This window comes from Streptococcus mitis (assembly GCA_001560895.1).
GTDB classification, from domain to species: Bacteria; Bacillota; Bacilli; order Lactobacillales; family Streptococcaceae; genus Streptococcus; species Streptococcus mitis_Q.
The window spans coordinates 1842459-1866055 of record CP014326.1 but is presented as its reverse complement, the minus strand read 5'-3'; the positions used below and the strand labels follow the sequence as shown (position 1 = coordinate 1866055).

The following is a 23597-nucleotide window of genomic DNA, read 5'->3' as shown; positions in this document are numbered from 1 at the left end:
AGGAACTTTGATTTCTTTTACTAGTTATATTAAAAACACTTTCTACAATGATATTTATAAGGTGAGTGAAGATTACTTCTTAGAGCATCTTGAAGATTTAGGGGTTATCGACAATGATGATGATGAAGTTGAAGTCACCGATATTGAAGTGATGTATGTTTATGCTGGAAAGCGTGAAGATGATGAAATTGACATAGATATTCTAACCAATGTCTATGCAACTGTTTTCAGGTATAACTATAATCGTGATTCATCTTATGAAAAAAATCGTTGGCTTCGTATATCATGTATTGGGAAACCTGATACAGGAATCAAAAATTTTAGAATTAAGAAGGTTGATTCTTACGAAAAAGGAACTTATAGCATTTTTGAGAAACCTCTTTCGGATAAGCTTATTCCTTTTATTTGGAAAGATGATTTGGATAAATTTGCTGAATTGATATTGAAGAAATATGAACCAGATGCTTTACTGACCCCGACTAGAATTGAACCTGAAACTATAGCCCAACAAATGGGGCTACAACTAAAATATGAAAACATTACTAAAGATGCTTCTATTTTTGGTCAAGTCTATTTTCAAGATGTACCTGAAAAAGGAATTTCCTCAGGTACAATAGTCATAGAGGAAAAACTTCTTCAACTACGAAATATTGGAGTTGTAAGAAATACAATCCTTCATGAATGTGTTCATTGGGAACTGCATCGCTATGCTTTGGAATTGGCTCGAGTGAAAAAAGAAAAGTTATCAGTTCTATCTACTACTAGTAATGTCGGAGAACAGAATCTGTCTGATATTCTAGGGTGGATGGAATGGCATGCCGAATCTATTGCTCCCAAAATACTGATGCCTAAGGGGATGTTCATCCAAGAAGCACGAGTGAGACATAAAAGACTCATTGAACATAGTGAAACGAAAGATGAACTTGATATTGTTGAGAAATGGATTGATGAATTAGCTCTGTTCTTTGGGGTATCACGTCTTTCTGCTAAAGTTAGATTGGCAGAATGTGGATTTGATATAGTGAAGGGGGCATTCATTTATATTGATGATAAATATGTTCCAACTCACAAATGGAAAGATGGTTATTTAGAAAATACTCAGACTTTCTCAATAAACTTAATTCAACTTGGTTTGCAATTGTTAGCACAACCAAACTTAAAGAGTCTTGTTGAAACTGGAGCATTGATTTATGTAGAATCCCATCTTTGCATAAATGATAATAAGTTTGTTTCATATGACCTTGCAGGCAATCCTTTTTTAACAGATTATGCAAGACATCATATGGAAGAATGTTGTGTAGTGTTTGATATTGTTTCAAGAACTCAATCAGGAAGTTCCACCTCTTTAACTTTATTACTTAACAGAGATGCAGATTCTGATATTCAATTCACTATTAGCTATCCTGAAGATAAGAATGAGTGGCTTGAGAAAGTCGATGCCCACGTAGCTGATACAATGGAAATCATGTTAAAACTACAAGGGTTAAATAGTTTTTGTTCTGCTTTGACTGAGGTGATGAAATGGCGTGATGTTAGGAATCAGGAATTGGCTGATACGAGTTATCTAGGTTTGAAGGCAATCTCTAATTTAAGAAATGGGAAAACAGAACCTAAACTTGAAAGTGTTATTGCAATTTGTGTTGCGATGAAATTACCCCCTGTTGTTAGTAAGAAGTTAGTTGAACTATCGGGCAAAGTGCTTCGTTTAGGAAATGAACAAGAATTTCTTTATGAACTATTTATTTGTTCAACAGGGAATTGGGATGTTGGAAAATGTAATGCATTTTTAGTGGGCAAGGGATTCAAGGAACTTGTACATGATAGATATGAATAATCAATTGTAGTAATGAATGAAATGTTGGGAAGGAGTTAAGTCATATGATAGACAGAAGTAATTATTTTCAAACTCTTATTAAGGATGTGATGGATAATTCCGAGTCGGAATATTGGGAGGATGCTGTTACAGAGTGGGAAATTGTAGATGTTGAAGAAGATGAGCGTTTGGAGGAGTCATGTATATGTGGTAAAGAGCATCTTCGTTACCTTTTTACAATTAAAAACCAACTGAATGGGAATGAGCTATACCCTATTGGTAGTTCCTGCATTAAGAAGTTTGAGCGTGATGATTTGAAACATCTAGTAGATGTTAAAGAGCAATTGTTTAAGTTATTGCATGCTGTAGAGGATAATCAGTATCTTCAGTTATCATCTGAATTTTTTAGCCGTAAACTATTACGATATTTGTTGGATATCGGAGCGTTTGAGCCAAATCAATGGAATAATTATAATCCTGAAAATGATTATAGATTCATGCTTGATATGTTTAATAAAAGAACAAGAACTGATAAACAGAATAAGAAGGCCACAGCAATTATTCTTGGTTCAATTAAACCATTCCTTCAAACGGAATTAGCAGGTAAAATAAAAAAATAAAGAGAGGCAAGTTAAACTTGCCCCTCTTTATTTTTTAGCCAGCCTCCCAACAGCGGGGAAGAAAGCTTTTAATAATGACTGCTAGCCAGCCTCCCAACAGCGGGGAAGAAAGTTGTCAGTCAAACAATTGAAAAATTGCTAGTAGAATTATTCTAATATCTTTTATGAAAAATGTCAAGTAATTTGTGCAAATATATGATAAAATAAGACTATAAAGTAAAGGATATTGTATGAAATATAAAATTTATTTCGATGAATCAATGAAAATAGACCGTGAATCAAAATACTCGTACTATGGGGCTATTTCGATTGAAGAAACAGAATTGGACAGAATTGAGTCACAAATTGAAGAAATACTGAGTAAGTTGGAAAGAACATCAGAGTTACATTTCGTGGACTATCAAGGAGCTGATATTAAGAAATATTTTCAGGTGCTCAATTTTTTTCTTACTTGCTCGTGTATCAAATTTAATATATATCGCCTGAATAATGAACATTATTTTCAATTAGGGCGAACATTAGGATTCTCAGACCAAGATTTGAGAAAATATTTTTATGTAAAAATACCGGAACGTCTATTTTATGGTTTAGTTAGGGATGATAATCAAATTGATGGTTTGGATATTATCATGGATAATAGTACAGAATATCAAACTCTTGGTGTTTTTGAACAAATATACGACCAAATGAATGCACATTCATTGTACAGAGGGAAGAGTTATCATGTTAACTCTGTCGAAGGAATCGATTCTGAAGAATCAAGAATAATTCAGATGCTAGATGTTATACTTGGCATAGTTGTGTATCTACTTGAGGAGAATTATTTAGATACAGGAACAAACCAGAGTATCAATAAGCGTGATTTTATTTATCGACTTTTATCGAGTGATGATAATCTTATATTTTTCCATGAAATGATTTCCATATATACTTGGGATAGTTCTGATTTGGAGTATCTTAACAAATTAGAGATTGCTACTATTACAAGTAAATTTTTAGTAGCTTGTAATAAAAGGGAGTATATAGACATGATTCCTGTTCAAAAGTTTTATCTAGAATTTTATTCTGAATTGGAATCTCTAGGTGAATCAGATAGAAGCTCACGTATTAAACTTTTAAAAAATAAGTTACGCAATCCTTATAGTATTGACGGAAAATTAAATAATGCATTAGTAGAGTTATTTTTAGGGCATTTGAGTCAATTAGAGTTTGAAGACAGAAATAAATATTTAAAATAAAGTGCTTGTCGTAAAAGTCTGAATATAATTAAACTAAATAAATTTAGATATAGTTATATGCTCCTGATTGTATAGAAATCTATTGGGTATCTCATTAAGTCATCTTTATTTATAGTCCATAAAAAGTAACGGTCATCGACTTAGTTGTTGCTTTATTTAAGTCTCCTTCAGATTGCTCTATTTGTTTGAAAAATCGTTATTATTTTAAAAGTTTAGAGGAATGAAAATAGAGAGTTTTTAAAAAAATAAATAAGGTAAACCTTTGATATTCTGGTTCGATTTGTACTTATTTTTGATGAAAGTTTACCTTATTTTGATGAAATTGATTGAAATTGGTTGAAGTTTTATTTTCCGAAAACTAATGAAAACATTGATTTTAAAGCATTTTGCAATTAGATAAAATAAGTGATGCCCCAACCAGGTCTTAAGAAAGCTCGTAAAGCATCACAATTCTCAAAACGTTAATCAATACGATTATATCAACGTTTCAAAGCACTTTGCAAAGATTTTGCAAAGTGCTTTTTTGTCGATTTTTGAGCTTGAATAGCTTTGTGATAACCTTCTGATAACCTCTTCTAAATTTTGGCTCTTTGTCAACTGTAGTGGGTTGAAGAAAAGCTAAGCTCGAGAAAGGACAAATTTCGTCCTTTCTTTTTTGATATTCAGAGCGATAAAAATCCGTTTTTTGAAGTTTTCAAAGTTCCGAAAACCAAAGGCATTGCGTTTGATAAGTTTGATGAGATTATTGGTTGCTTCTAATTTGGCATTAGAATAGGGTAACTGAAGGGCATTGACGATTTTCTCTTTGTCCTTTAGAAAGGTTTTAAAGACAGTCTTAAAAAGAGGATGAACTTTCTTTAGATTTTCCTCAATGAGTCCGAAAAATTTCTCCGGTTCCTTATTCTGAAAGTGAAAAAGCAAGAGTTGATAGAGATGATAGTGGTGTTTCAAGTCTTCTGAATAGCTCAAAAGCTTGTCAATAATCTCTTTATTGGTTAAGTGCATGCGAAAAGTAGGGCGATAAAATCGCTTATCACTCAGTTTACGGCTATCCTGTTGAATGAGTTTCCAGTAGCGCTTGATAGCCTTATATTCATGAGATTTTCGCTCAAATTGCTTCATGATTTGGACACGAACACGACTCATAGCACGGCTAAGATGTTGTACAATGTGGAAGCGATCTAGAACGATTTTGGCATACGGAAAAAGATGTTTAGCCAAGTCATAGTAAGGACTAAACATATCCATAGTAATGATTTTCACCTGACAACGAACAGAGCGATTGTAGCGCAGAAAATGATTTCTTATGATAGTTTGTGTTCTACCCTCAAGAACAGTGATAATATTGAGCTTATCAAAATCTTGAGCAATGAAACTCATCTTTCCCTTAGTGAAGGCATATTCGTCCCAGGACATAATCTCAGGGAGGTAAGAAAAATCAGACTTAAAACAGAAGTCATTGAGCTTGCGAATAACAGTTGAAGTTGAAATAGACAGCTGACGGGCAATATCGGTCATAGAAGTCTTCTCAATTAGCTTCTGGGCAATCTTTTGGTTGATGATACGAGGGATTTGGTGATTCTTCTTGACGAGAGAAGTCTCAGCTACCATCATTTTCGAGCAATGATAGCACTTGAATCGACGTTTTCTAAGGAGAATTCTAGTAGGCATACCAGTCGTTTCAAGGTAAGGAACCTTAGACGGTTTTTGGAAGTCATATTTCTTCATTTGACTTCCACACTCAGGACAAGATGGAGCGTCGTAGTCCAGTTTAGCGATGATTTCCTTGTGGGTATTCCTATTAATGACATCCATAATTTGGATATTTGGGTCTTTAATGTCTAGTAATTTTGTGATAAAATGTAATTGTTCCATAGGATTCTTTCTAATGATGGTTTGGTTGCTTTTCATTATAGATCTTATGGGACTTTTTTTCTACAACAAAATAGGCTCCATAATATCCATAGGGGATTTACCCACTACAAATATTATAGAGCCAGAATTACTATACTTACAAAGAGCACCTTTCGGGGTGTTCTTTTTTGTACTTTTTTACTAAATTGGTGCAATTGACACAGTTGTTGCGACTTTAGTCGCTTACAAATGTGGCTGCAACCTGACAAGGTCAGTTGCCTCAAAACGTTAATCAATACGATTATATCAACGTTTACAGACATTCAAGAATTTTCTCTTGGATGTCTTTTTTGGTCTAAAAATCAAGAGTTCTCCTTCTTTTGCTTTTGAATGTATTCAAGAATGGAATGTTGATTGTTTGATAATATAATTTTAGTTTTACACATTAATAATTTTATAGATAAGTTTGATATTTTTTAATTGAAGATAAAGCGTAAACTAATCTAAATAGATTTTTCCAAAAAATTTTCTAAAATAAACAGAATTTGTTTAACATTTGTTTGAAAATTCTGTAAAATGAGTTATTATATTTTTAAGGAGAATATATATGGAAAAACAGAAAACATTTTTTGGACATCCTATTGGCTTGTCCACCCTCTTCTTTACAGAGATGTGGGAGCGTTTTTCTTACTATGGGATGCGAGCTATCCTACTTTACTACATGTACTATAGTGTGCAAGATGGTGGATTGGGGATGGATAAGACCACAGCCGCATCGGTTATGGCGATTTATGGCTCACTGGTATTTTTGTCCTCGGTTATCGGTGGTTTTGTCAGTGACCGCATTTTAGGAAGCCGTAAGACCGTCTTTTACGGTGGGATTCTGATTATGCTAGGTCATATTGCTTTGGCAACACCTTTTGGACAAGTGGCTCTCTATCTTTCTATTGCCTTGATTATCTTTGGAACTGGATTTTTAAAACCCAATATCTCAGATATGGTTGGGGGAATTTATGAGAAAGAGGATGATAGACAGGATGCAGGTTTTAGTATCTTTGTCTTTGGTATTAACTTAGGTGCCTTCGTTGCCCCTTATCTAGTGGGTTATCTAGGTCAGGAAGTCAATTTCCATCTAGGTTTCTCATTAGCTGCCATTGGGATGTTCTTTGGTCTGGTGAAGTATGTTTTAGATGGGAAGAAATACCTGCCTGAATCAAGTCTTTACCCCACTGATCCACTTTCACAGAAGGAGCGGCAGACCTTGATTAAACGTTTGCTGATTACACTTGTCATGGTTATTCTCGTGGTTATAGTTTTAGTCTTTACTCACCAGTTTAACGTGGATATGATTGTTAATATCTTTACAATAATTGCGGTAATTATTCCAATCTACTATTTCTTCAAAATTTTATCTAGTCAGAAAATAACTGCTACTGAGAGATCTCGAGTGTTTGCCTACATTCCTTTATTTATCGCTGGAGTACTCTTCTGGTCTATTGAGGAGCAGGGGTCTGTTGTTCTCGCTCTATTTGCGGATGATCAAACTCGACTTTACTTTAATGTATTTGGGAATCAGATTCATTTCCCATCTAGCTTTTTCCAAAGTATTAATCCACTTTTTATTATGATTTATGTGCCGATTTTTGCATGGTTGTGGGGGAAAATGGGTAAAAAGCAACCGTCCTCTTCTAAGAAATTTGCTTATGGCTTATTTGCGGCGGGTTTATCCTTCTTGTGGATGATGTTGCCAGGGATGATTTTTGGGACAGATGTTAAGGTCAGTCCTTTCTGGTTGATTATGAGTTGGGCTATTGTGATTGTGGGTGAAATGTTGATTTCGCCGATTGGTCTATCAGTCACTAACAAGCTAGCACCAAAGTCCTTCCAAGCACAAATGATGTCTATCTGGTTCTTGAGTGATGCTGCTGCCCAAGCTATCAATGCTCAAATTGTAAAATTTTATACAAGCGAAACTGAAGTTGCTTACTATGGAATTGTTGGAGGAATTACGATTGTATTCAGTATTATCTTACTCTTCTACGTTCCACGTATTGAAAAATTAATGTCTGGTATCAAATAGAGAAAAATTGAAATTTCTGTAGGGATGCTAAAGTTAGGATAATTATTTACTCATGGGATTTAGTTCTGTATTGTATAGAGCTAAGTCCTTTTAGTTTGATTACAACTCACGATGTTTCTGATATTCCTAGTAGACATTTGTACACTTTTTTTATTTAATACTCAATGAAAATCAAAGAGCAAACTAGGAAACTAGCCGCAGGCTGCTCAAAACATTGTTTTGAGGTTGCATATATACGGCAAGGCGACGTTGACGCGGTTTGAAGAGTTTTTCGAAGAGTGTAAGTCAAAGCCAATCAAAAAATCCCACTATTCAATAGGCTAAAGGAGATTTAATCATAGTGAGATTATTAATTATAGTAATTTTTGTATCGCCTCTTCAATTTGTTGTGGGTCTGTTTTGGAAGAGAAGCGTTCAAAGACTTGCCCATCTCGACCGATGAGAAACTTAGCGAAATTCCATTCGATTCGTTTTCCTAGTGGACCAGATTTCTGGTCTTTCAACCAAACATAGAGGGGATTTGCCTCCTTACCGTTGACCTTGATTTTGGCAAAACGTGGGAAGGTGGTTTGATAGTGTAGACTACAGAAGGCGTTGATTTCCTCTGCGCTACCTGGTGCTTGTCCCATAAACTGATTGCAAGGGAAGTCTAAAATCTCAAAACCTTGTTCTTGATAGCGATCATAGAGTTCTTGGAGACCTTGGTACTGGGGCGTTAAACCACATCCAGTAGCAGTGTTGATAATCAAAAGAACCTTCCCACAATAGGCATCTAGTGGAGTTTCTTGATTGTCTTGGTTCAAGACTGAAAAATCGTATAGTGAAGTCATTGCTTGCTTTTCTCCTTCTGTTTGGTATTTTTAGGAGTTTTCTCCTCCTGTAGTGATAGAAATCCGTAGGTCAGAGTTCCAAAAATACTACCGATGATCAGGCCATACATCAGGAAAGGACCACTTTTATCGAATTGCATGAGCAACTTCCCAAAATCTGAAAAGGATATTTGCTGAACGAAGACTTTATGAAAGATGAGTAGGGTAAAGAGGCCAATCTGAAGACCGATAAACACAACCCAGCTTCGAAATTTGATTTGGGCTTTGCTGTAGGTTTTGAGGATGATTTCTGACTTGTCATCTTTTTCTAGATGGAGTTCTTGGACGGCTTTTTGAGCTTTTATACTCATGAACAAAATGAGTCCAAAATAGATGTAGGGCATAACATTTCGAACAATTTCTATAAAGCTTCCGAACAAAATATAGAATAGGAAGAGAATGAAGGAAGAGTAAAAGATTTGGATCATGGAACGGGCGCAAGCCTTGTAGATAACCTCTTGACGGCATTCATCAAAAGGCCCTTGGATATGAAAGAAATTTCGAAGTAGGCGAGTTGTTAAGTCTTCTTTTTTCATGGGTGATTTCTCCTAAATGAACGATGTTATTTTGTTTCTTTTACGAATTGATAGAGATAATAAAGATAAGTAATAGAAGAAAGGATAGCGATAGTCAGCAGTAAATAATATTTCCAACCGCTTGAGATGAGCATCAGTTGTGGAAAAGATAGAATTATAAAGTATAGTGCTAAGTTGAGTATGCGTGTTTTTGGGGAGTCAATCTTTAGATAAGTCAGTCCTTTGTTAAGTGCTGGAATAAAGACTAGCCCGAGGAATATCTAGCTGATTGGCAAGTTCCCTGAAACGATGATGAAGATGAGCAGAGAACTGAACAAAAGATGATAGGTAAGTAAAGTTAGTAGTGATTTCATAAGGTACCTCCTAATCCTCATCTTGATTTTTCTTAGTTTTTGCAATGCGACGGGAGATGAGGAACTGTATGCTCGCTCCGAAGAAAATAGAACCGAGAATGCTTGATACACCATTTCTTATAGTGAGAAGAGACTGAAAATAGTCCTGACCTTCACCTATGAGTATACCGAGAAGAGGAGTTATAAAAAACATCCATAGACCAAAGAACAAACCTGCTTTAAAACCTGGGTAGTGTAGTTGCTTACTTACTTTCTCGCTCAGCATATCTGGTTCAATAGTTGTAATCCCTGTTTTTTGCATTTGATAGGTGAGATATCCAGCAGCGATGAGGGCAATCACTAAAATCAGAGGAGGATAGATTAGAGCCACTTCTTGAGGATATTTATAGGCCAGAAGGAGTGGAATAAGATTTCCGAAAATCATCAGATAAAAGAGGAAGATAAAGACTTGATTGCCGATACGATCAGCCTCGCGTCGTTTGTATTCGTCAAGTGGATCAGAAATACCGTATGTGCGTTTGATGAGTTTTTCAGTAAAGGTTTCTTTTTTCATGAGTTTGCTCCTTTTTTAAAAATCATCCTCCCAAAAGAGACTGTTGAGGTCAGTTTGGAGGCTGCGGGCGAGATTGAGACAGAGTTCCAGAGTTGGATTGTACTTGTCGTTTTCAATCATATTGATGGTTTGTCTCGAGACACCGATATCCTTGGCGAGTTCGAGCTGGGAAATGCCCAGTTCCTTGCGAAATTCTTTCACACGATTCATCTGGACTCCTTTCTGATTTATGTCGTATATATTTGACTACATTATATTCTTCTATGGAGTGAATGTCAAGCATATTTGACATATTTCTTAAAGAAATCTTACTTGTTTTTGGCCTATTTGTCTGACTAGTGCAAGCTAGTCAGATTTGTGGTAAAATAGATAAGATATGACAAAAGAATTTCATCATGTAACGGTCTTACTCCACGAAACGATTGATATGCTCGACGTAAAGCCTGACGGTATCTACGTTGATGCGACTTTGGGTGGAGCGGGCCATAGCGAATATTTATTAAGTAAATTAAGTGAAAAAGGCCATCTCTATGCCTTTGACCAGGACCAGAATGCCATTAACAATGCGCAAAAACGCTTGGCTTCCTACATTGAGAAGGAGATGGTGACTTTTATCAAGGATAACTTCCGTCATTTACAGGCACGTTTGCGCGAAGCTGGTGTTCAGGAAATTGATGGAATTTGTTATGACTTGGGAGTGTCTAGTCCTCAGCTGGACCAGCGTGAGCGTGGTTTTTCTTATAAAAAGGATGCGCCACTGGATATGCGGATGAATCAGGAAGCTAGTCTGACAGCCTATGAAGTGGTGAACCACTATGACTATCATGACTTGGTTCGTATTTTCTTCAAATATGGCGAGGACAAATTCTCTAAACAGATTGCCCGTAAGATTGAACAAGCACGTGAAGTCAAGCCAATCGAGACAACGACGGAGCTGGCAGAGATTATCAAGTCGGCCAAACCTGCTAAGGAACTCAAGAAGAAGGGTCATCCTGCCAAGCAGATTTTCCAGGCTATTCGAATTGAAGTTAATGATGAACTGGGAGCGGCAGATGAGTCTATCCAGCAGGCTATGGAGATGTTGGCTCTGGATGGTAGAATTTCAGTGATTACCTTTCATTCCTTGGAAGACCGCTTGACCAAGCAATTGTTCAAGGAGGCTTCAACAGTGGAAGTTCCCAAAGGTTTGCCTTTCATCCCAGATGATCTCAAGCCCAAGATGGAATTGGTATCCCGTAAGCCAATCTTGCCAAGTGCAGAGGAGTTAGAAGCCAACAACCGCTCGCATTCAGCCAAGTTGCGCGTGGCCAGAAAAATTCACAAGTAAGAGGAAAAAATGGTAGATAAGAAAGAAACAACCAGTCAATTCTTGCAGAATCGTATAAAAAAATTCTCACGTGTGGAGAAGGCTTTTTATCTTTCCATTGCGTTTACGGCTCTCGTCCTAGCAGTAAGTATTATCTTTATGCAGACACGACTCTTGCAAGTGCAAAGTGATTTGACAAAAATCAATGCACAGATAGAAGAGAAGAAGACAGAGCTCGATGATGCTAAGCAGGAAGTGAATGAATTGATTCGTTCAGAACGCTTGAAAGAAATCGCCAATTCTAAGGACTTAAAATTGAATAATGAGAATATTCGATCAGCGGAGTAAGATATGAAGTGGACAAAAAGAATAACCCGATTTGCGATTAGAAACCGTAAATCTCCAGCAGAAAACCGTAAAATAGTAGGGAAGTACATCAGCTTGTTAGCTGTCGTACTTTTCGCTGTCTTTTTGGTTAATTTTGCTGTTATTATCGGGAGTGGTAGTAAATTTGGAACGGATCTAGTCAAAGAGGCTAAGAAAGTTCACCAAATAACCCGTACAGTCCCTGCCAAACGTGGGACTATTTATGACCGAAATGGAGTCCCGATTGCTGAGGATGCAACCTCCTATAATGTCTATGCTGTCATTGATAAAAAATACAAATCAGCAACTGGAAAAATTCTTTATGTAGAGGATTCGCAGTTTAATAAGGTAGCTGAAGTCTTCCATAAGTATTTAGACATGGATGAAGCTTATGTGAAAGAGCAATTAGCTCAACCAAATCTGACCCAAGTTTCCTTTGGTGCAAAAGGAAATGGGATTACCTATGCCAATATGATGGCTATTAAAAAAGATTTGAAAGATGCTAGTGTGGAAGGGATTGACTTTACAACTAGCCCTAACAGAAGCTATCCAAATGGACAATTTGCTTCTAGCTTTATTGGCTTAGCCCAACTTCATGAAAATGAGGATGGTAGTAAGAGTTTGTTAGGGACTTCTGGTTTGGAGAGTTCTTTAAATACCATTCTTGCTGGGACAGACGGTATTATTACCTATGAAAAAGACCGTGTAGGAAATATCGTACCAGGTACAGAACTGGTATCGCAACAAACTGTGGATGGCAAGGATGTTTATACAACATTGTCTAGTCCGCTCCAATCTTTCATGGAAACTCAGATGGATGCCTTTCTAGAAAAAGTAAAAGGTAAGTATATGACCGCGACCTTGGTCAGTGCAAAGACTGGTGAAATCCTTGCTACCACCCAACGACCGACATTTAATGCAGATACTAAAGAAGGAATCACTAAGGATTTTGTTTGGCGTGATATTCTTTATCAAAGTAACTATGAACCAGGATCAGCCATGAAGGTTATGACGTTAGCTTCTTCTATTGATAATAATACCTTCCCAAGTGGAGAATACTTCAATAGCAGTGAATTTAAAATGGCGGATGTGACGACTCGAGATTGGGATGTTAATGGTGGTTTGACTACTGGTGGGATGATGACTTTCTTACAAGGTTTCGCTCACTCCAGTAATGTTGGAATGAGTCTACTTGAACAAAAAATGGGAGATGCTACTTGGTTGGATTATCTAAAACGCTTTAAATTTGGGGTTCCAACTCGCTTTGGCTTGACAGATGAATACGCTGGTCAACTTCCAGCTGATAATATTGTTAATATTGCTCAAAGCTCATTTGGGCAAGGAATTTCAGTGACACAAACACAAATGCTTCGTGCCTTTACAGCTATTGCTAATGATGGAGTTATGCTGGAGCCAAAATTTATAAGTGCTATTTATGATACTAACAATCAGTCTGTACGTAAGTCACAAAAAGAAATAGTAGGAAATCCTGTTTCCAAAGAGGCAGCAAGCACAACTCGAAATCACATGATCTTAGTTGGGACGGACCCTCTATATGGAACTATGTATAATCACTACACAGGAAAGCCAATTATAACAGTTCCTGGACAAAATGTAGCAGTTAAATCCGGTACGGCTCAAATCGCTGATGAGAAAAATGGAGGATACTTGGTTGGTTCTACCAATTATATTTTCTCAGTTGTGACTATGAATCCTGCTGAAAATCCTGATTTTATCTTGTATGTAACGGTACAGCAACCTGAACATTATTCAGGTATCCAGTTGGGAGAATTTGCCAACCCTATCTTGGAAAGAGCGGTGGCTATGAAAGATTCCCTTAACCTGCAATCTACCGCTAAAACGTTAGATCAGGTAACCAATCAAAGCGCCTATGCCATGCCTAGCATCAAGGACATTTCACCTGGCGATTTGGCGGAAGCCTTACGTCGCAATATTGTGCAACCAATCGTTGTAGGAACAGGAACAAAGATTAAAGAATCATCTGTAGAAGAAGGAACCAATCTTGCTCCTAACCAGCAAGTTCTCCTCTTATCTGATAAAGCAGAGGAAGTTCCAGATATGTATGGTTGGACAAAAGCAACCGCAGAAGCTTTTTCTAAGTGGTTAAATATAGAACTTGTATTTGAAGGTTCAGGTTCTACTGTGCAGAAGCAAGATGTTCGTGCTAACACAGCTATCAAGGACATTAAAAAAATTACATTAACTTTAGGAGACTAATATGTTTATTTCCATCAGTGCTGGAATTGTGACATTTTTACTAACTTTGGTAGGAATTCCGGCCTTTATCCAATTTTATAGAAAGGCGCAAATTACAGGCCAGCAGATGCATGAGGATGTCAAACAGCATCAGGCAAAAGCTGGGACGCCAACTATGGGGGGACTTGTTTTCCTTATTGCTACAGTTGTGGTGAGTTTCCTCGTTGCTCTTTTTTCAAAACAATTGACCAATAATGTGGGAATGATTTTGTTCATCTTGGTCCTTTATGGACTTGTCGGATTTTTAGATGACTTTCTCAAGGTCTTTCGTAAAATCAATGAGGGGCTGAATCCTAAGCAAAAATTGGCTCTTCAGCTCCTAGGAGGGGTCGTTTTCTACCTTTTCTATGATCGCGGTGGCGATATGCTTTCAGTCTTTGGTTACCAAGTACATCTAGGGATTTTCTATATTCTTTTCGCCCTTTTCTGGCTAGTTGGTTTTTCAAATGCAGTCAACTTGACAGACGGTATTGACGGTCTAGCTAGTGTTTCAGTGGTGATTAGTTTGTCTGCTTATGGAATTATTGCCTATGTGCAAGGTCAGATGGATATTCTTCTGGTGATTCTGGCCATGATTGGTGGTTTACTCGGTTTCTTCGTCTTTAACCATAAGCCTGCCAAGGTCTTTATGGGGGATGTGGGAAGTTTGGCTCTCGGTGGAATGTTGGCAGCTATCTCTATGGCCCTCCACCAAGAATGGACTCTCTTGATTATCGGAATTGTTTATGTTTTTGAAACAACTTCGGTTATGATGCAAGTAAGTTATTTCAAAATGACTGGTGGCAAACGTATTTTTCGTATGACGCCTGTGCATCACCATTTTGAGCTTGGAGGATTGTCTGGTAAAGGAAATCCTTGGAGCGAGTGGAAGGTTGACTTCTTCTTTTGGGGAATGGGACTTCTAGCAAGTCTCCTGACGCTAGCAATTTTGTATTTGATGTAAGAATGGCACCCTGACGTTTCAGGGTGTTTTTGCATTCTAAAAAATATTGGTCAATTAAAGTCAAATCTCTTGACCTTTTCTGACTAATGTAGTATATTATGAACGTAAGGTAAATGAAAGCCTTACTCGAACACTTATACTCAATGAAAATCAAAGAGCAAACTAGGAAGCTAGCTGCAGGTTGCTCAAAACACTGTTTTGAGGTTGCAGATAGAGCTGACGTAGTTTGAAGAGATTTTCGAAGAGTATTATTTAAAGTAAAGTAGAAAGAGGTGTGTCTATGTTTAATCTAGAAATCTTCAGAAGTAAAGATAGTCTACTCCTGCTTGAAAAAGAAAAACCAGAAATAGTACGTAGAGTAGCGATTTAGCTAGTCTAAATTTTTTAAAATAAAGGTCAAAGATAGTCAATATCAGTAATCATAACTAAGTAAACAAAAAGAGGTAAAGAATATGAACAACAACTTTAATAATTTTAACAACATGGATGATTTATTTAACCAATTGATGGGTGGTATGCGAGGATATAGTTCTGAAAATCGTCGTTACTTGATTAATGGACGTGAAGTGACACCTGAGGAATTCGCTCACTATCGTGCAACTGGTCAATTGCCAGGAAATGCAGAAGTTGATGGACAAATGCAACAACAGGTTTCAGGTATGAAACAAGACGGTGTCCTTGCTAAACTAGGTCGAAACTTGACAGCGGAAGCTCGTGAGGGCAAGTTGGATCCTGTTATCGGACGAAATAAGGAAATTCAAGAAACATCTGAAATCCTTTCACGCCGTACCAAAAATAATCCTGTCCTTGTTGGAGATGCAGGGGTTGGTAAGACAGCTGTTGTCGAAGGCCTAGCGCAAGCCATTGTGAATGGCGATGTTCCAGCTGCTATCAAGAACAAGGAAATTATTTCCATTGACATCTCAGGTCTTGAGGCTGGTACTCAATACCGTGGTAGTTTTGAAGAAAACGTTCAAAACTTAGTCAATGAAGTGAAAGAAGCAGGGAATATTATCCTCTTCTTTGATGAAATTCACCAAATTCTTGGCGCTGGTAGCACTGGTGGAGACAGTGGTTCTAAAGGACTTGCGGATATTCTCAAGCCAGCTCTCTCTCGTGGTGAATTAACCGTTATTGGAGCGACAACTCAAGACGAATACCGTAACACCATCTTGAAGAATGCGGCTCTTGCTCGTCGTTTCAACGAAGTCAAGGTCAACGCTCCTTCAGCAGAAGATACTTTTAAAATCCTTCAAGGGATTCGTGACCTTTATCAACAACACCACAATGTTATCTTGCCAGATGAAGTCTTGAAAGCAGCGGTGGATTATTCTGTCCAATACATTCCACAACGTAGCTTGCCAGATAAGGCTATCGACCTTGTGGACGTAACGGCAGCTCATTTGGCAGCACAACATCCTGTAACAGATGTTCATGCTGTTGAACGTGAAATAGAGGTAGAAAAAGACAAGCAAGAAAAAGCAGTTGAGGCAGAAGATTTTGAAGCAGCTCTAAACTATAAAACACGCATTGCAGAATTGGAAAAGAAAATCGAAAACCACACAGAAGATATGAAGGTGACTGCAAGTGTCAACGATGTGGCTGAATCTGTGGAACGTATGACTGGTATTCCAGTTTCACAAATGGGAGCATCAGACATCGAACGCCTCAAGGATATGGCTCATCGTCTGCAAGACAAGGTAATCGGCCAAGACAAGGCAGTTGAAGCTGTAGCTCGTGCCATCCGTCGTAACCGTGCTGGTTTCGATGAGGGCAATCGCCCAATCGGTAGTTTCCTCTTTGTAGGTCCAACTGGAGTTGGTAAGACAGAACTTGCTAAGCAATTGGCGCTCGATATGTTTGGTACCAAAGAGGCCATCATTCGTTTGGATATGTCTGAATACAGTGATCGTACAGCCGTATCTAAGCTAATCGGTACAACAGCTGGTTATGTGGGCTATGATGACAATAGCAATACCTTAACAGAACGTGTTCGTCGCAATCCGTACTCTATCATTCTCTTGGATGAAATTGAAAAGGCTGATCCTCAAGTGATCACTCTTCTCCTCCAAGTATTGGATGACGGTCGTTTGACAGATGGTCAAGGAAATACAGTGAACTTCAAGAACACTGTCATTATTGCGACATCAAATGCTGGATTTGGCTATGAAGCCAACTTGACAGAAGATGCGGATAAACCAGAGTTGATGGATCGTTTGAAACCATTCTTCCGCCCAGAATTCCTTAACCGCTTTAACGCAGTTATCGAGTTCTCACACTTGACGAAGGAAGACCTTTCTAAGATTGTGGACTTGATGTTGGCTGAAGTTAACCAAACCTTGGCTAAGAAAGACATTGATTTGGTAGTCAGTCAAGCAGCTAAGGACTATATCACAGAAGAAGGTTATGACGAAGTCATGGGTGTTCGTCCTCTCCGTCGCGTGGTTGAACAAGAAATTCGGGATAAGGTGACAGACTTCCATTTGGATCACCTGGATGCCAAACACCTAGAAGCAGATATGGAAGATGGTGGTTTAGTTATTCGTGAAAAAGCCTAAGACAAAATTTTGAGAATAAAAAAAGAAGGAGCCAGCTGAAAAAACTGGTTCCTTTTGTGTCTAAATCACATGACGCTCAAAGGCATCATCTGAGATTCCTTGTTCCAAGATGAGTTTCGCCCATTCTTTAGCAGAGAAGAGGCTGTGATCCTTGTAGTTTCCGCAAGATTCGATGGTTGTTCCAGGGACATCTTCCCAAGTAGTGGTCTCAGCAATTTCCTTGAGCGAATCCTTGATAACAGCTGCAATCTCAGCGCTGGTATGGCGTCCCCACATAATCATGTGGAAACCTGTACGGCAACCAAACGGCGAACAGTCAATCATACCGTCAATGCGGGTACGGATGAGTTTGGCTAAGAGGTGCTCAATAGTGTGAAGGCCAGCAGTAGGGATAGAGTCTTCGTTTGGTTGCACCAAGCGAATATCATAATTGGAGATGATGTCTCCCTTTGGCCCTGTTTCTTCCCCAATCAAGCGGACATATGGTGCTTTAACAATAGTGTGGTCAAGTTCAAAACTTTCAACAATAACTTCTTTTGACATGGTAAATCCTTTCAGTTTTCTTCTTTCATTATAACATAAAGCCGGCTCCTGAGACAGAGAGAAAACCTCTCCGATAGTGGAGAGGTTCAAATCTTTACTTACGATACAAGCGATCGTATTGGTAATAAGGGTCAAAGGTTACATTGATACCCAATTTACGAAGGACATTCTTGTCTTCATCTGTCAAGATGATGGTTGAGTGGGCTTCGCTTCCTTTGAGATTGCCAAGCTCTTCCATAGCACGAGCAGCGTCAGGATTTTCTGTAGCTGTGATGGCAAGTGCAATCAGGATTTCATTTGAATGAAGGCGTGGATTACGGCTACCTAGATGATCGATTTTAAGACCTTGGATTGGTTTGACAAGTTCAGGCTCGATGAGTTTTACTTCTTTAGCAATGTCAGCTGATTTCTTGATGGCGTTGATCAAGGCAGCGGCTGTAGGACCAAAGAGTTCGGAGTTCTTACCAGTCACGATTTCCCCACTTGGCAATTCAAGGGCTAGGGCTGGTCCGCCAGTTTCTTCTGCCTTTTGACGAGCAACGACAGCAACCTTGCGGTCTGCAGGTGTGATGCCGAGGTCGTTCATGAGCAACTCGATTTTCTTAACAGCAGATTCGCTAACTTTTTCGGCTTTAAAATCAAGAACAGTTTGATAGTAACGGCGGATGATTTCTTGTTTAGAAGCTTCGACAGCAGCCTCGTCATCAGTAATAGCGAAGCCAACCATGTTGACACCCATGTCTGTCGGTGAAGCGTATGGAGATTCACCAAGGATACGTTCTAGCATGCGTTTGAGAACTGGGAAAATTTCAATATCACGGTTGTAGTTGACAGTGGTTTCTCCGTAAGTTTGGAGATGGAAAGGGTCAATCATGTTGACATCATCAAGGTCTGCTGTGGCAGCCTCATAAGCCAAGTTGACTGGGTGATGAAGGGGAAGATTCCAAACTGGGAAGGTTTCAAATTTAGCGTAACCAGACTTGATACCATTGATTTGGTCGTGGTACATGTTTGACATACAAGTTGCCAATTTTCCAGAACCAGGTCCAGGAGCAGTTACGACAATCAAGTTGCGACTGGTTTTGATGTAGTCGTTTTTCCCCATGCCTTCTGGAGAAATGATGTGGTCCATATCCGTCGGATATCCTTTGATTGGATAATGAAGATAAGAATCAATTCCATTTTTCTCGAGCTGGTTGCGGAAGGCATCTGCGGCTGGTTGGCCAGCGTACTGTGTGATGACAACGGAACCAACAAAAATCCCTAATTCATTAAATTTGTCAATCAAACGAAGAACTTCTTGGTCATAAGAAATGCCCAGGTCGCCACGTGCTTTAGAGTGCTCGATGTTGCTAGCGTTAATGGCAATCACAACCTCAACCTGCTCTTTCAATTCTTGCAAGAGCTTGATTTTGTTGTCAGGCTCATAACCAGGAAGGACACGAGCAGCGTGGAAATCTTCTAACATTTTGCCACCAAACTCCAAGTAGAGCTTGCCGTCAAATTGGTTAATGCGCTCCAAGATGTGGTCGCGCTGTAGATTCAAATATTGTTCAGAACTAAAAGCTTGTTTTTTCATTTTTTTACCTCTGACCTCTATTATAATAAAAAATTGGAAGTTAGGAAACTATGGAGTTAAAAAAGGAATCAAAAAGATTAGGCAAACGCTTGCATAAAATTTTAAAAAGCGCTATCATAGACTACAGATTATTAAAATAATGAGGTAAGAAGATGCAAGAAAAATGGTGGCACAATGCCGTAGTCTATCAAGTCTATCCTAAGAGCTTTATGGATAGCAACGGAGATGGAATTGGCGATTTGCCAGGAATTACTAGTAAGTTAGACTATCTAGCCAAGTTAGGAATTACAGCAATTTGGCTTTCTCCCGTTTATGACAGCCCTATGGATGATAATGGCTACGATATTGCTGATTATCAAGCGATTGCAGCTATTTTTGGGACCATGGAGGATATGGATCAACTGATCGCGGAAGCCAATAAGCGTGATATTCGTATCATCATGGACTTGGTGGTCAATCATACCTCGGATGAACATGCTTGGTTTGTCGAAGCCTGTGAAAATCCTGACAGTCCTGAGCGAGACTACTATATCTGGCGAGATGAACCAAACGATCTTGATTCTATTTTTAGTGGATCAGCTTGGGAATACGATGAAAAGTCAGGTCAATACTATCTCCACTTTTTCAGCAAGAAACAGCCTGATCTCAACTGGGAAAATGAAAACCTTCGCCAGAAAATCTATGAGATGATGAACTTCTGGATTGATAAAGGGATTGGTGGTTTCCGCATGGATGTTATTGACATGATTGGGAAAATTCCTGACGAGAAAGTAGTCAATAATGGTCCTATGCTCCACCCCTATCTCAAGGAAATGAATCAGGCGACCTTTGGAGATAAGAATCTCTTGACAGTGGGAGAGACCTGGGGTGCAACGCCAGAGATTGCCAAACTCTACTCTGATCCAAAGGGGCAAGAATTGTCTATGGTCTTCCAGTTTGAGCATATCTGTCTTCAGTATCAGGAAGGGCAACCTAAGTGGCATTACCAAAAAGAGCTGAACATCGCTAAGTTAAAAGAAATTTTCAACAAATGGCAGACAGAGTTAGGAGTTGAGGACGGTTGGAATTCGCTTTTCTGGAACAATCATGACCTCCCACGTATCGTCTCTATTTGGGGAAATGACCAAGAATATCGTGAAAAATCTGCCAAAGCCTTTGCAATCTTGCTTCATCTCATGAGAGGGACACCTTATATCTACCAGGGTGAGGAGATTGGGATGACCAACTATCCATTTGAAACACTGGACCAAGTAGAAGATATTGAGTCCCTCAATTATGCACGTGAAGCGCTTGAAAAAGGCGTTCCGATGGAAGAAATCATGGACAGTATCCGTGTCATTGGTCGTGACAATGCCCGTACCCCTATGCAATGGGATGAGAGCCAAAATGCTGGTTTCTCAACAGGTCAACCTTGGTTAGCAGTCAATTCAAACTATCAAGCAATCAATGTTCAAGAAGCGCTAGGAAATCCAGATTCTATTTTCTATACCTATCAGAAACTGGTTCAAATCCGTAAGGAGAATAGCTGGCTGATTCGAGCTGACTTTGAACTATTGGAAACAGCTGACAAGGTCTTTGCTTATATCCGTAAAGATGGTGACCGTCGATTCCTAGTCGTAGCTAACTTGTCCAATAAAGAGCAAGGCTTGGTAGTAGAAGGAAAAGTTAAATCTGTCTTGATTGAAAATACTGTGGCTCAAGAAGTCTTTGAAAAACAAATCTTGGCTCCATGGGATGCTTTCTGTGTGGAGTTGGGCTAAATATTTCTGAACAGAAAAATCTAAAATTGAAATAGTATAAAAACAAGGGAGGACTGTATGAAAGACAGAAATCCTTTGTTTTTTTATGCCTACATTTATAAATTTTCATTCTAAAAATTCAATTAACTTTACAAATTCTGGCTATTTTGGTAAAATAAGTTTATGTTATAAAAACTAACATAAAGGAGAAAGAAGATGAATACAAAGAAGCGTGTTCTTAGCGCAGGCCTGACCTTTGCGGCTGCCTTGCTTTTGGCTGCCTGCGGACAATCAGGTTCAGATACAAAAACTTACTCATCAACCTTTAGTGGAAATCCAACTACATTTAACTATCTATTAGACTACTACGCTGATAATACAGCCATCATTACCAACCTAGTTGATGGCTTGCTTGAAAATGACAACCACGGGAACCTAGTTCCATCTTTGGCAGAAGACTGGTCTGTTTCGAGCGATGGTCTGACTTATACCTATAAATTGAGAAAAGATGCCAAATGGTTCACAGCTGACGGTGAAGAGTACGCTCCAGTCAAGGCACAGGATTTTGTGACAGGTATTAAGTACGCAGTGGATAATAAATCACAGGCCATTGACTTGATTCAAAACTCGATTAAGGGATTGAATGATTATATTACAGGAGTGGATTCTGACTTTTCTAAGGTTGGTGTGAAGGCCATTGACGACCAGACGGTTGAGTATACTTTGGTACGCCCAGAGCCTTACTGGAATTCAAAAACAACCAACAGTATTCTTTTCCCAGTCAACGAAGAGTTTTTAAATTCAAAAGGGAAAGATTTTGGGACTCTATCTCCAGATAGCATTCTTTACAGCGGACCTTATTTGTTAAAAGACTTCACATCAAAATCATCTATTGAGTATGTGAAAAATCCTCATTATTACGATCACGATAAGGTATCGATTGAGCGCGTGAAATTGGCTTATTTTGATGGCTCAGACCAAGAATTGACCATCCGTAACTTTGAAAGCGGAGCTTATTCAATCGCTGGTGTTTATCCAAATAGTTCAAACTTTGCTAAGACAAAGGAAAAATATAAGAATAATATCATTTACAGTTTGCAGGACAAGACTTCTTGGTATTTCAATTTCAACGTCAACCGTAAGGCTTACAACCATACGTCTAAAACGACAGATGAGCAGAAGAAATCAACTGAAACAGCTGTCTTGAACAAAAACTTCCGCCAAGCAGTGAACTTTGCCCTGGACCGCACAGCCTATTCTGCCCAGTCAAATGGGGAAGAAGCAGCTAGCAAGACTCTTCGTAACACCTTGGTGCCTCCAACATTTGTCCAAGTTGGAGACAAGACCTTTGGAGAAGTAGTCGCTTCTAAATTGGTCAACTATGGAACAGAGTGGGCGGGTATGAACCTAGCAGATGCGCAGGATGCTTATTTCAACAAAGAAAAAGCCCAAGCAAAATTTGCGGAAGCTAAAAAAGAATTGGCAAGTCAAGGTGCGACCTTCCCTATTCACTTGGATGTGGCGGTTGATCAGACGAATAAAAATGCTGTGACAGGTATGAACTCTGTTAAACAGACTCTTGAATCAGTTTTGGGTGCTGATAATATTGTCATTGATGTTCAGCAACTGTCAACAGATGATTTTAATAACGTAGCCTTCTTAGCACCAACGCCAGCTGATCGAGACTACGATTTGAACTTTGATGGCTGGGTAGGTGATTACCAAGATCCATCAACTTATCTCAATCCTTTCAATGCAGAGGATGGATTCTACCTAAAGATTTTTGGTCTAGATGCCAAGGAAGATAAAGCAAAAATTGCTAGCTTAGGTTTGGATACTTACACTAAAATGCTTAAGGGAGCGGATAGTGAAAACAAAGATGTAGCGAAGCGTTATGAAAAATACGCTGAAGCTCAAGCTTGGATGATCGATAACTCTCTCATTATGTCAGCTATGTCAAATGGTGGGACAGCTTCTGTAACTAAAGTGACACCATTTACAAGAGGTTATTCATTGGTTGGTATCAAGGGTGATGGAAATAATTATAAGTACATGAAACTGCAAAAAGATACAGTTACGACTAAACAGTATGAAGAAGCCAAGACTAAATGGGAGCAAGAGAGCAAAAAAGCAATTGAAAAAGCTCAAAAAGAAGCAGAAAAGCATGTTAAATAATAACGAGCAGTTCTATTGGATGGTTTTTATAAAGCCATCTTGATAGGGCTGTTTTTTTTGTATATTGTAAGTTCATACTCTTCGAAAATCTCTCCAAAGTGCGTCAGCTCTATCTGCAACCTTAAAACAGTGTTTTGAGTAACATGAAGCTAGCTTCCTAGTTTGTTCTTTGATTTTCATTGAGTATCAGACTCT

At 38.6% G+C, this 23597-nt stretch carries 18 protein-coding genes; 11 read left to right on the top strand and 7 right to left on the bottom strand.

The genetic code is table 11. The features are described from left to right. The first annotated feature begins 7 nt into the window (after positions 1 to 7). From AXK38_08685 to AXK38_08675, 3 genes are all read left to right on the top strand, one after another. The gene (locus AXK38_08685; GenBank protein ID AMH89312.1) at positions 8 to 1834 is read left to right on the top strand and encodes a hypothetical protein; all 1827 of its coding nucleotides are present in this window, start codon (positions 8 to 10) and stop codon (positions 1832 to 1834) included. Between the two features lie 44 nt (positions 1835 to 1878). Beyond that, positions 1879 to 2433, top strand: coding sequence for a hypothetical protein (locus tag AXK38_08680; protein AMH89311.1), 555 nt, complete (start codon positions 1879 to 1881; stop codon positions 2431 to 2433). A gap of 230 nt (positions 2434 to 2663) precedes the next feature. Beyond that, positions 2664 to 3671, top strand: a complete 1008-nt coding sequence (locus AXK38_08675; protein ID AMH89310.1) for a hypothetical protein — start codon at positions 2664 to 2666, stop codon at positions 3669 to 3671. Positions 3672 to 4289: 618 nt separating this feature from the next. On the opposite strand, the gene AXK38_08670 is transcribed toward AXK38_08675, so the two are convergent. Beyond that, complete coding sequence (locus AXK38_08670; protein ID AMH89675.1) at positions 4290 to 5546, bottom strand: transposase; 1257 nt, start codon at positions 5544 to 5546, stop codon at positions 4290 to 4292. 586 nt (positions 5547 to 6132) lie between these two features. On the opposite strand from AXK38_08670, the gene AXK38_08665 reads away from it, so the two are divergent. Continuing rightward, positions 6133 to 7605, top strand: coding sequence for a peptide ABC transporter permease (locus tag AXK38_08665; protein AMH89309.1), 1473 nt, complete (start codon positions 6133 to 6135; stop codon positions 7603 to 7605). 353 nt (positions 7606 to 7958) lie between these two features. On the opposite strand, the gene AXK38_08660 is transcribed toward AXK38_08665, so the two are convergent. From AXK38_08660 to AXK38_08645, 4 genes are all read right to left on the bottom strand, one after another. Further along, positions 7959 to 8435 carry a glutathione peroxidase gene (locus tag AXK38_08660; protein ID AMH89308.1) on the bottom strand — a complete coding sequence of 159 codons (477 nt, stop codon included), beginning with the start codon at positions 8433 to 8435 and terminating at the stop codon, positions 7959 to 7961. Next, the gene (locus AXK38_08655; protein AMH89307.1) at positions 8432 to 9010 is read right to left on the bottom strand and encodes a hypothetical protein; all 579 of its coding nucleotides are present in this window, start codon (positions 9008 to 9010) and stop codon (positions 8432 to 8434) included. The genes AXK38_08660 and AXK38_08655 overlap by 4 nt, the downstream gene beginning before the upstream one ends. Positions 9011 to 9373: 363 nt before the next feature. Further along, the gene (locus AXK38_08650; GenBank protein ID AMH89306.1) at positions 9374 to 9916 is read right to left on the bottom strand and encodes a hypothetical protein; all 543 of its coding nucleotides are present in this window, start codon (positions 9914 to 9916) and stop codon (positions 9374 to 9376) included. A gap of 15 nt (positions 9917 to 9931) precedes the next feature. Further along, positions 9932 to 10126 (bottom strand): DNA-binding protein, encoded by a 195-nt coding sequence (locus AXK38_08645; GenBank protein ID AMH89305.1) that lies wholly within the window; start codon positions 10124 to 10126, stop codon positions 9932 to 9934. Between the two features lie 166 nt (positions 10127 to 10292). Between AXK38_08645 and AXK38_08640 the strand changes: the two genes are divergently transcribed. The 5 genes from AXK38_08640 to AXK38_08620 all read left to right on the top strand — a co-directional run bounded on the left by AXK38_08640 (position 10293) and on the right by AXK38_08620 (position 17366). After that, the gene (locus AXK38_08640; protein AMH89304.1) at positions 10293 to 11243 is read left to right on the top strand and encodes a ribosomal RNA small subunit methyltransferase H; all 951 of its coding nucleotides are present in this window, start codon (positions 10293 to 10295) and stop codon (positions 11241 to 11243) included. A 9-nt stretch (positions 11244 to 11252) separates the two neighbouring features. Then, positions 11253 to 11570 (top strand): cell division protein FtsL, encoded by a 318-nt coding sequence (locus tag AXK38_08635; GenBank protein AMH89303.1) that lies wholly within the window; start codon positions 11253 to 11255, stop codon positions 11568 to 11570. A 3-nt stretch (positions 11571 to 11573) separates the two neighbouring features. Continuing rightward, positions 11574 to 13826: a penicillin-binding protein gene (locus AXK38_08630; GenBank protein AMH89302.1), complete on the top strand. Its 2253-nt coding sequence runs from the start codon at positions 11574 to 11576 to the stop codon at positions 13824 to 13826. 1 nt (position 13827) lies between these two features. After that, positions 13828 to 14808, top strand: a complete 981-nt coding sequence (locus AXK38_08625) for a phospho-N-acetylmuramoyl-pentapeptide-transferase (GenBank protein ID AMH89301.1) — start codon at positions 13828 to 13830, stop codon at positions 14806 to 14808. 452 nt (positions 14809 to 15260) lie between these two features. After that, a complete protein-coding gene (locus tag AXK38_08620; GenBank protein ID AMH89300.1) occupies positions 15261 to 17366 on the top strand; it encodes an ATP-dependent Clp protease ATP-binding subunit in 2106 nt (701 codons plus the stop codon). A 60-nt stretch (positions 17367 to 17426) separates the two neighbouring features. Here AXK38_08620 and AXK38_08615 read toward each other — a convergent pair whose 3' ends face one another. Both AXK38_08615 and AXK38_08610 read right to left on the bottom strand, forming a co-directional pair. After that, positions 17427 to 17909: an S-ribosylhomocysteinase gene (locus AXK38_08615; protein ID AMH89299.1), complete on the bottom strand. Its 483-nt coding sequence runs from the start codon at positions 17907 to 17909 to the stop codon at positions 17427 to 17429. A gap of 94 nt (positions 17910 to 18003) precedes the next feature. Next, positions 18004 to 19488 (bottom strand): hypothetical protein, encoded by a 1485-nt coding sequence (locus AXK38_08610; protein ID AMH89298.1) that lies wholly within the window; start codon positions 19486 to 19488, stop codon positions 18004 to 18006. A gap of 152 nt (positions 19489 to 19640) precedes the next feature. On the opposite strand from AXK38_08610, the gene AXK38_08605 reads away from it, so the two are divergent. Both AXK38_08605 and AXK38_08600 read left to right on the top strand, forming a co-directional pair. Continuing rightward, the gene (locus AXK38_08605; GenBank protein ID AMH89297.1) at positions 19641 to 21248 is read left to right on the top strand and encodes a glucohydrolase; all 1608 of its coding nucleotides are present in this window, start codon (positions 19641 to 19643) and stop codon (positions 21246 to 21248) included. Between the two features lie 195 nt (positions 21249 to 21443). After that, the gene (locus AXK38_08600) at positions 21444 to 23402 is read left to right on the top strand and encodes a peptide ABC transporter ATP-binding protein (protein AMH89296.1); all 1959 of its coding nucleotides are present in this window, start codon (positions 21444 to 21446) and stop codon (positions 23400 to 23402) included. Positions 23403 to 23597: the final 195 nt, after the last annotated feature.

Bases quoted from the DNA above. Each gene is read 5' to 3' on its own strand.
- AXK38_08600 (AMH89296.1), top strand. From the start codon at position 21,444: ATGAATACAAAGAAGCGTGTTCTTAGCGCAGGCCTGACCTTTGCGGCT.
- AXK38_08670 (AMH89675.1), bottom strand. From the start codon at position 5,546: ATGGAACAATTACATTTTATCACAAAATTACTAGACATTAAAGACCCA.
- AXK38_08650 (AMH89306.1), bottom strand. From the start codon at position 9,916: ATGAAAAAAGAAACCTTTACTGAAAAACTCATCAAACGCACATACGGT.
- AXK38_08635 (AMH89303.1), top strand. From the start codon at position 11,253: ATGGTAGATAAGAAAGAAACAACCAGTCAATTCTTGCAGAATCGTATA.
- AXK38_08640 (AMH89304.1), top strand. From the start codon at position 10,293: ATGACAAAAGAATTTCATCATGTAACGGTCTTACTCCACGAAACGATT.
- AXK38_08655 (AMH89307.1), bottom strand. From the start codon at position 9,010: ATGAAAAAAGAAGACTTAACAACTCGCCTACTTCGAAATTTCTTTCAT.
- AXK38_08660 (AMH89308.1), bottom strand. From the start codon at position 8,435: ATGACTTCACTATACGATTTTTCAGTCTTGAACCAAGACAATCAAGAA.
- AXK38_08675 (AMH89310.1), top strand. From the start codon at position 2,664: ATGAAATATAAAATTTATTTCGATGAATCAATGAAAATAGACCGTGAA.
- AXK38_08625 (AMH89301.1), top strand. From the start codon at position 13,828: ATGTTTATTTCCATCAGTGCTGGAATTGTGACATTTTTACTAACTTTG.
- AXK38_08665 (AMH89309.1), top strand. From the start codon at position 6,133: ATGGAAAAACAGAAAACATTTTTTGGACATCCTATTGGCTTGTCCACC.
- AXK38_08615 (AMH89299.1), bottom strand. From the start codon at position 17,909: ATGTCAAAAGAAGTTATTGTTGAAAGTTTTGAACTTGACCACACTATT.
- AXK38_08610 (AMH89298.1), bottom strand. From the start codon at position 19,488: ATGAAAAAACAAGCTTTTAGTTCTGAACAATATTTGAATCTACAGCGC.
- AXK38_08620 (AMH89300.1), top strand. From the start codon at position 15,261: ATGAACAACAACTTTAATAATTTTAACAACATGGATGATTTATTTAAC.
- AXK38_08645 (AMH89305.1), bottom strand. From the start codon at position 10,126: ATGAATCGTGTGAAAGAATTTCGCAAGGAACTGGGCATTTCCCAGCTC.
- AXK38_08630 (AMH89302.1), top strand. From the start codon at position 11,574: ATGAAGTGGACAAAAAGAATAACCCGATTTGCGATTAGAAACCGTAAA.
- AXK38_08605 (AMH89297.1), top strand. From the start codon at position 19,641: ATGCAAGAAAAATGGTGGCACAATGCCGTAGTCTATCAAGTCTATCCT.
- AXK38_08680 (AMH89311.1), top strand. From the start codon at position 1,879: ATGATAGACAGAAGTAATTATTTTCAAACTCTTATTAAGGATGTGATG.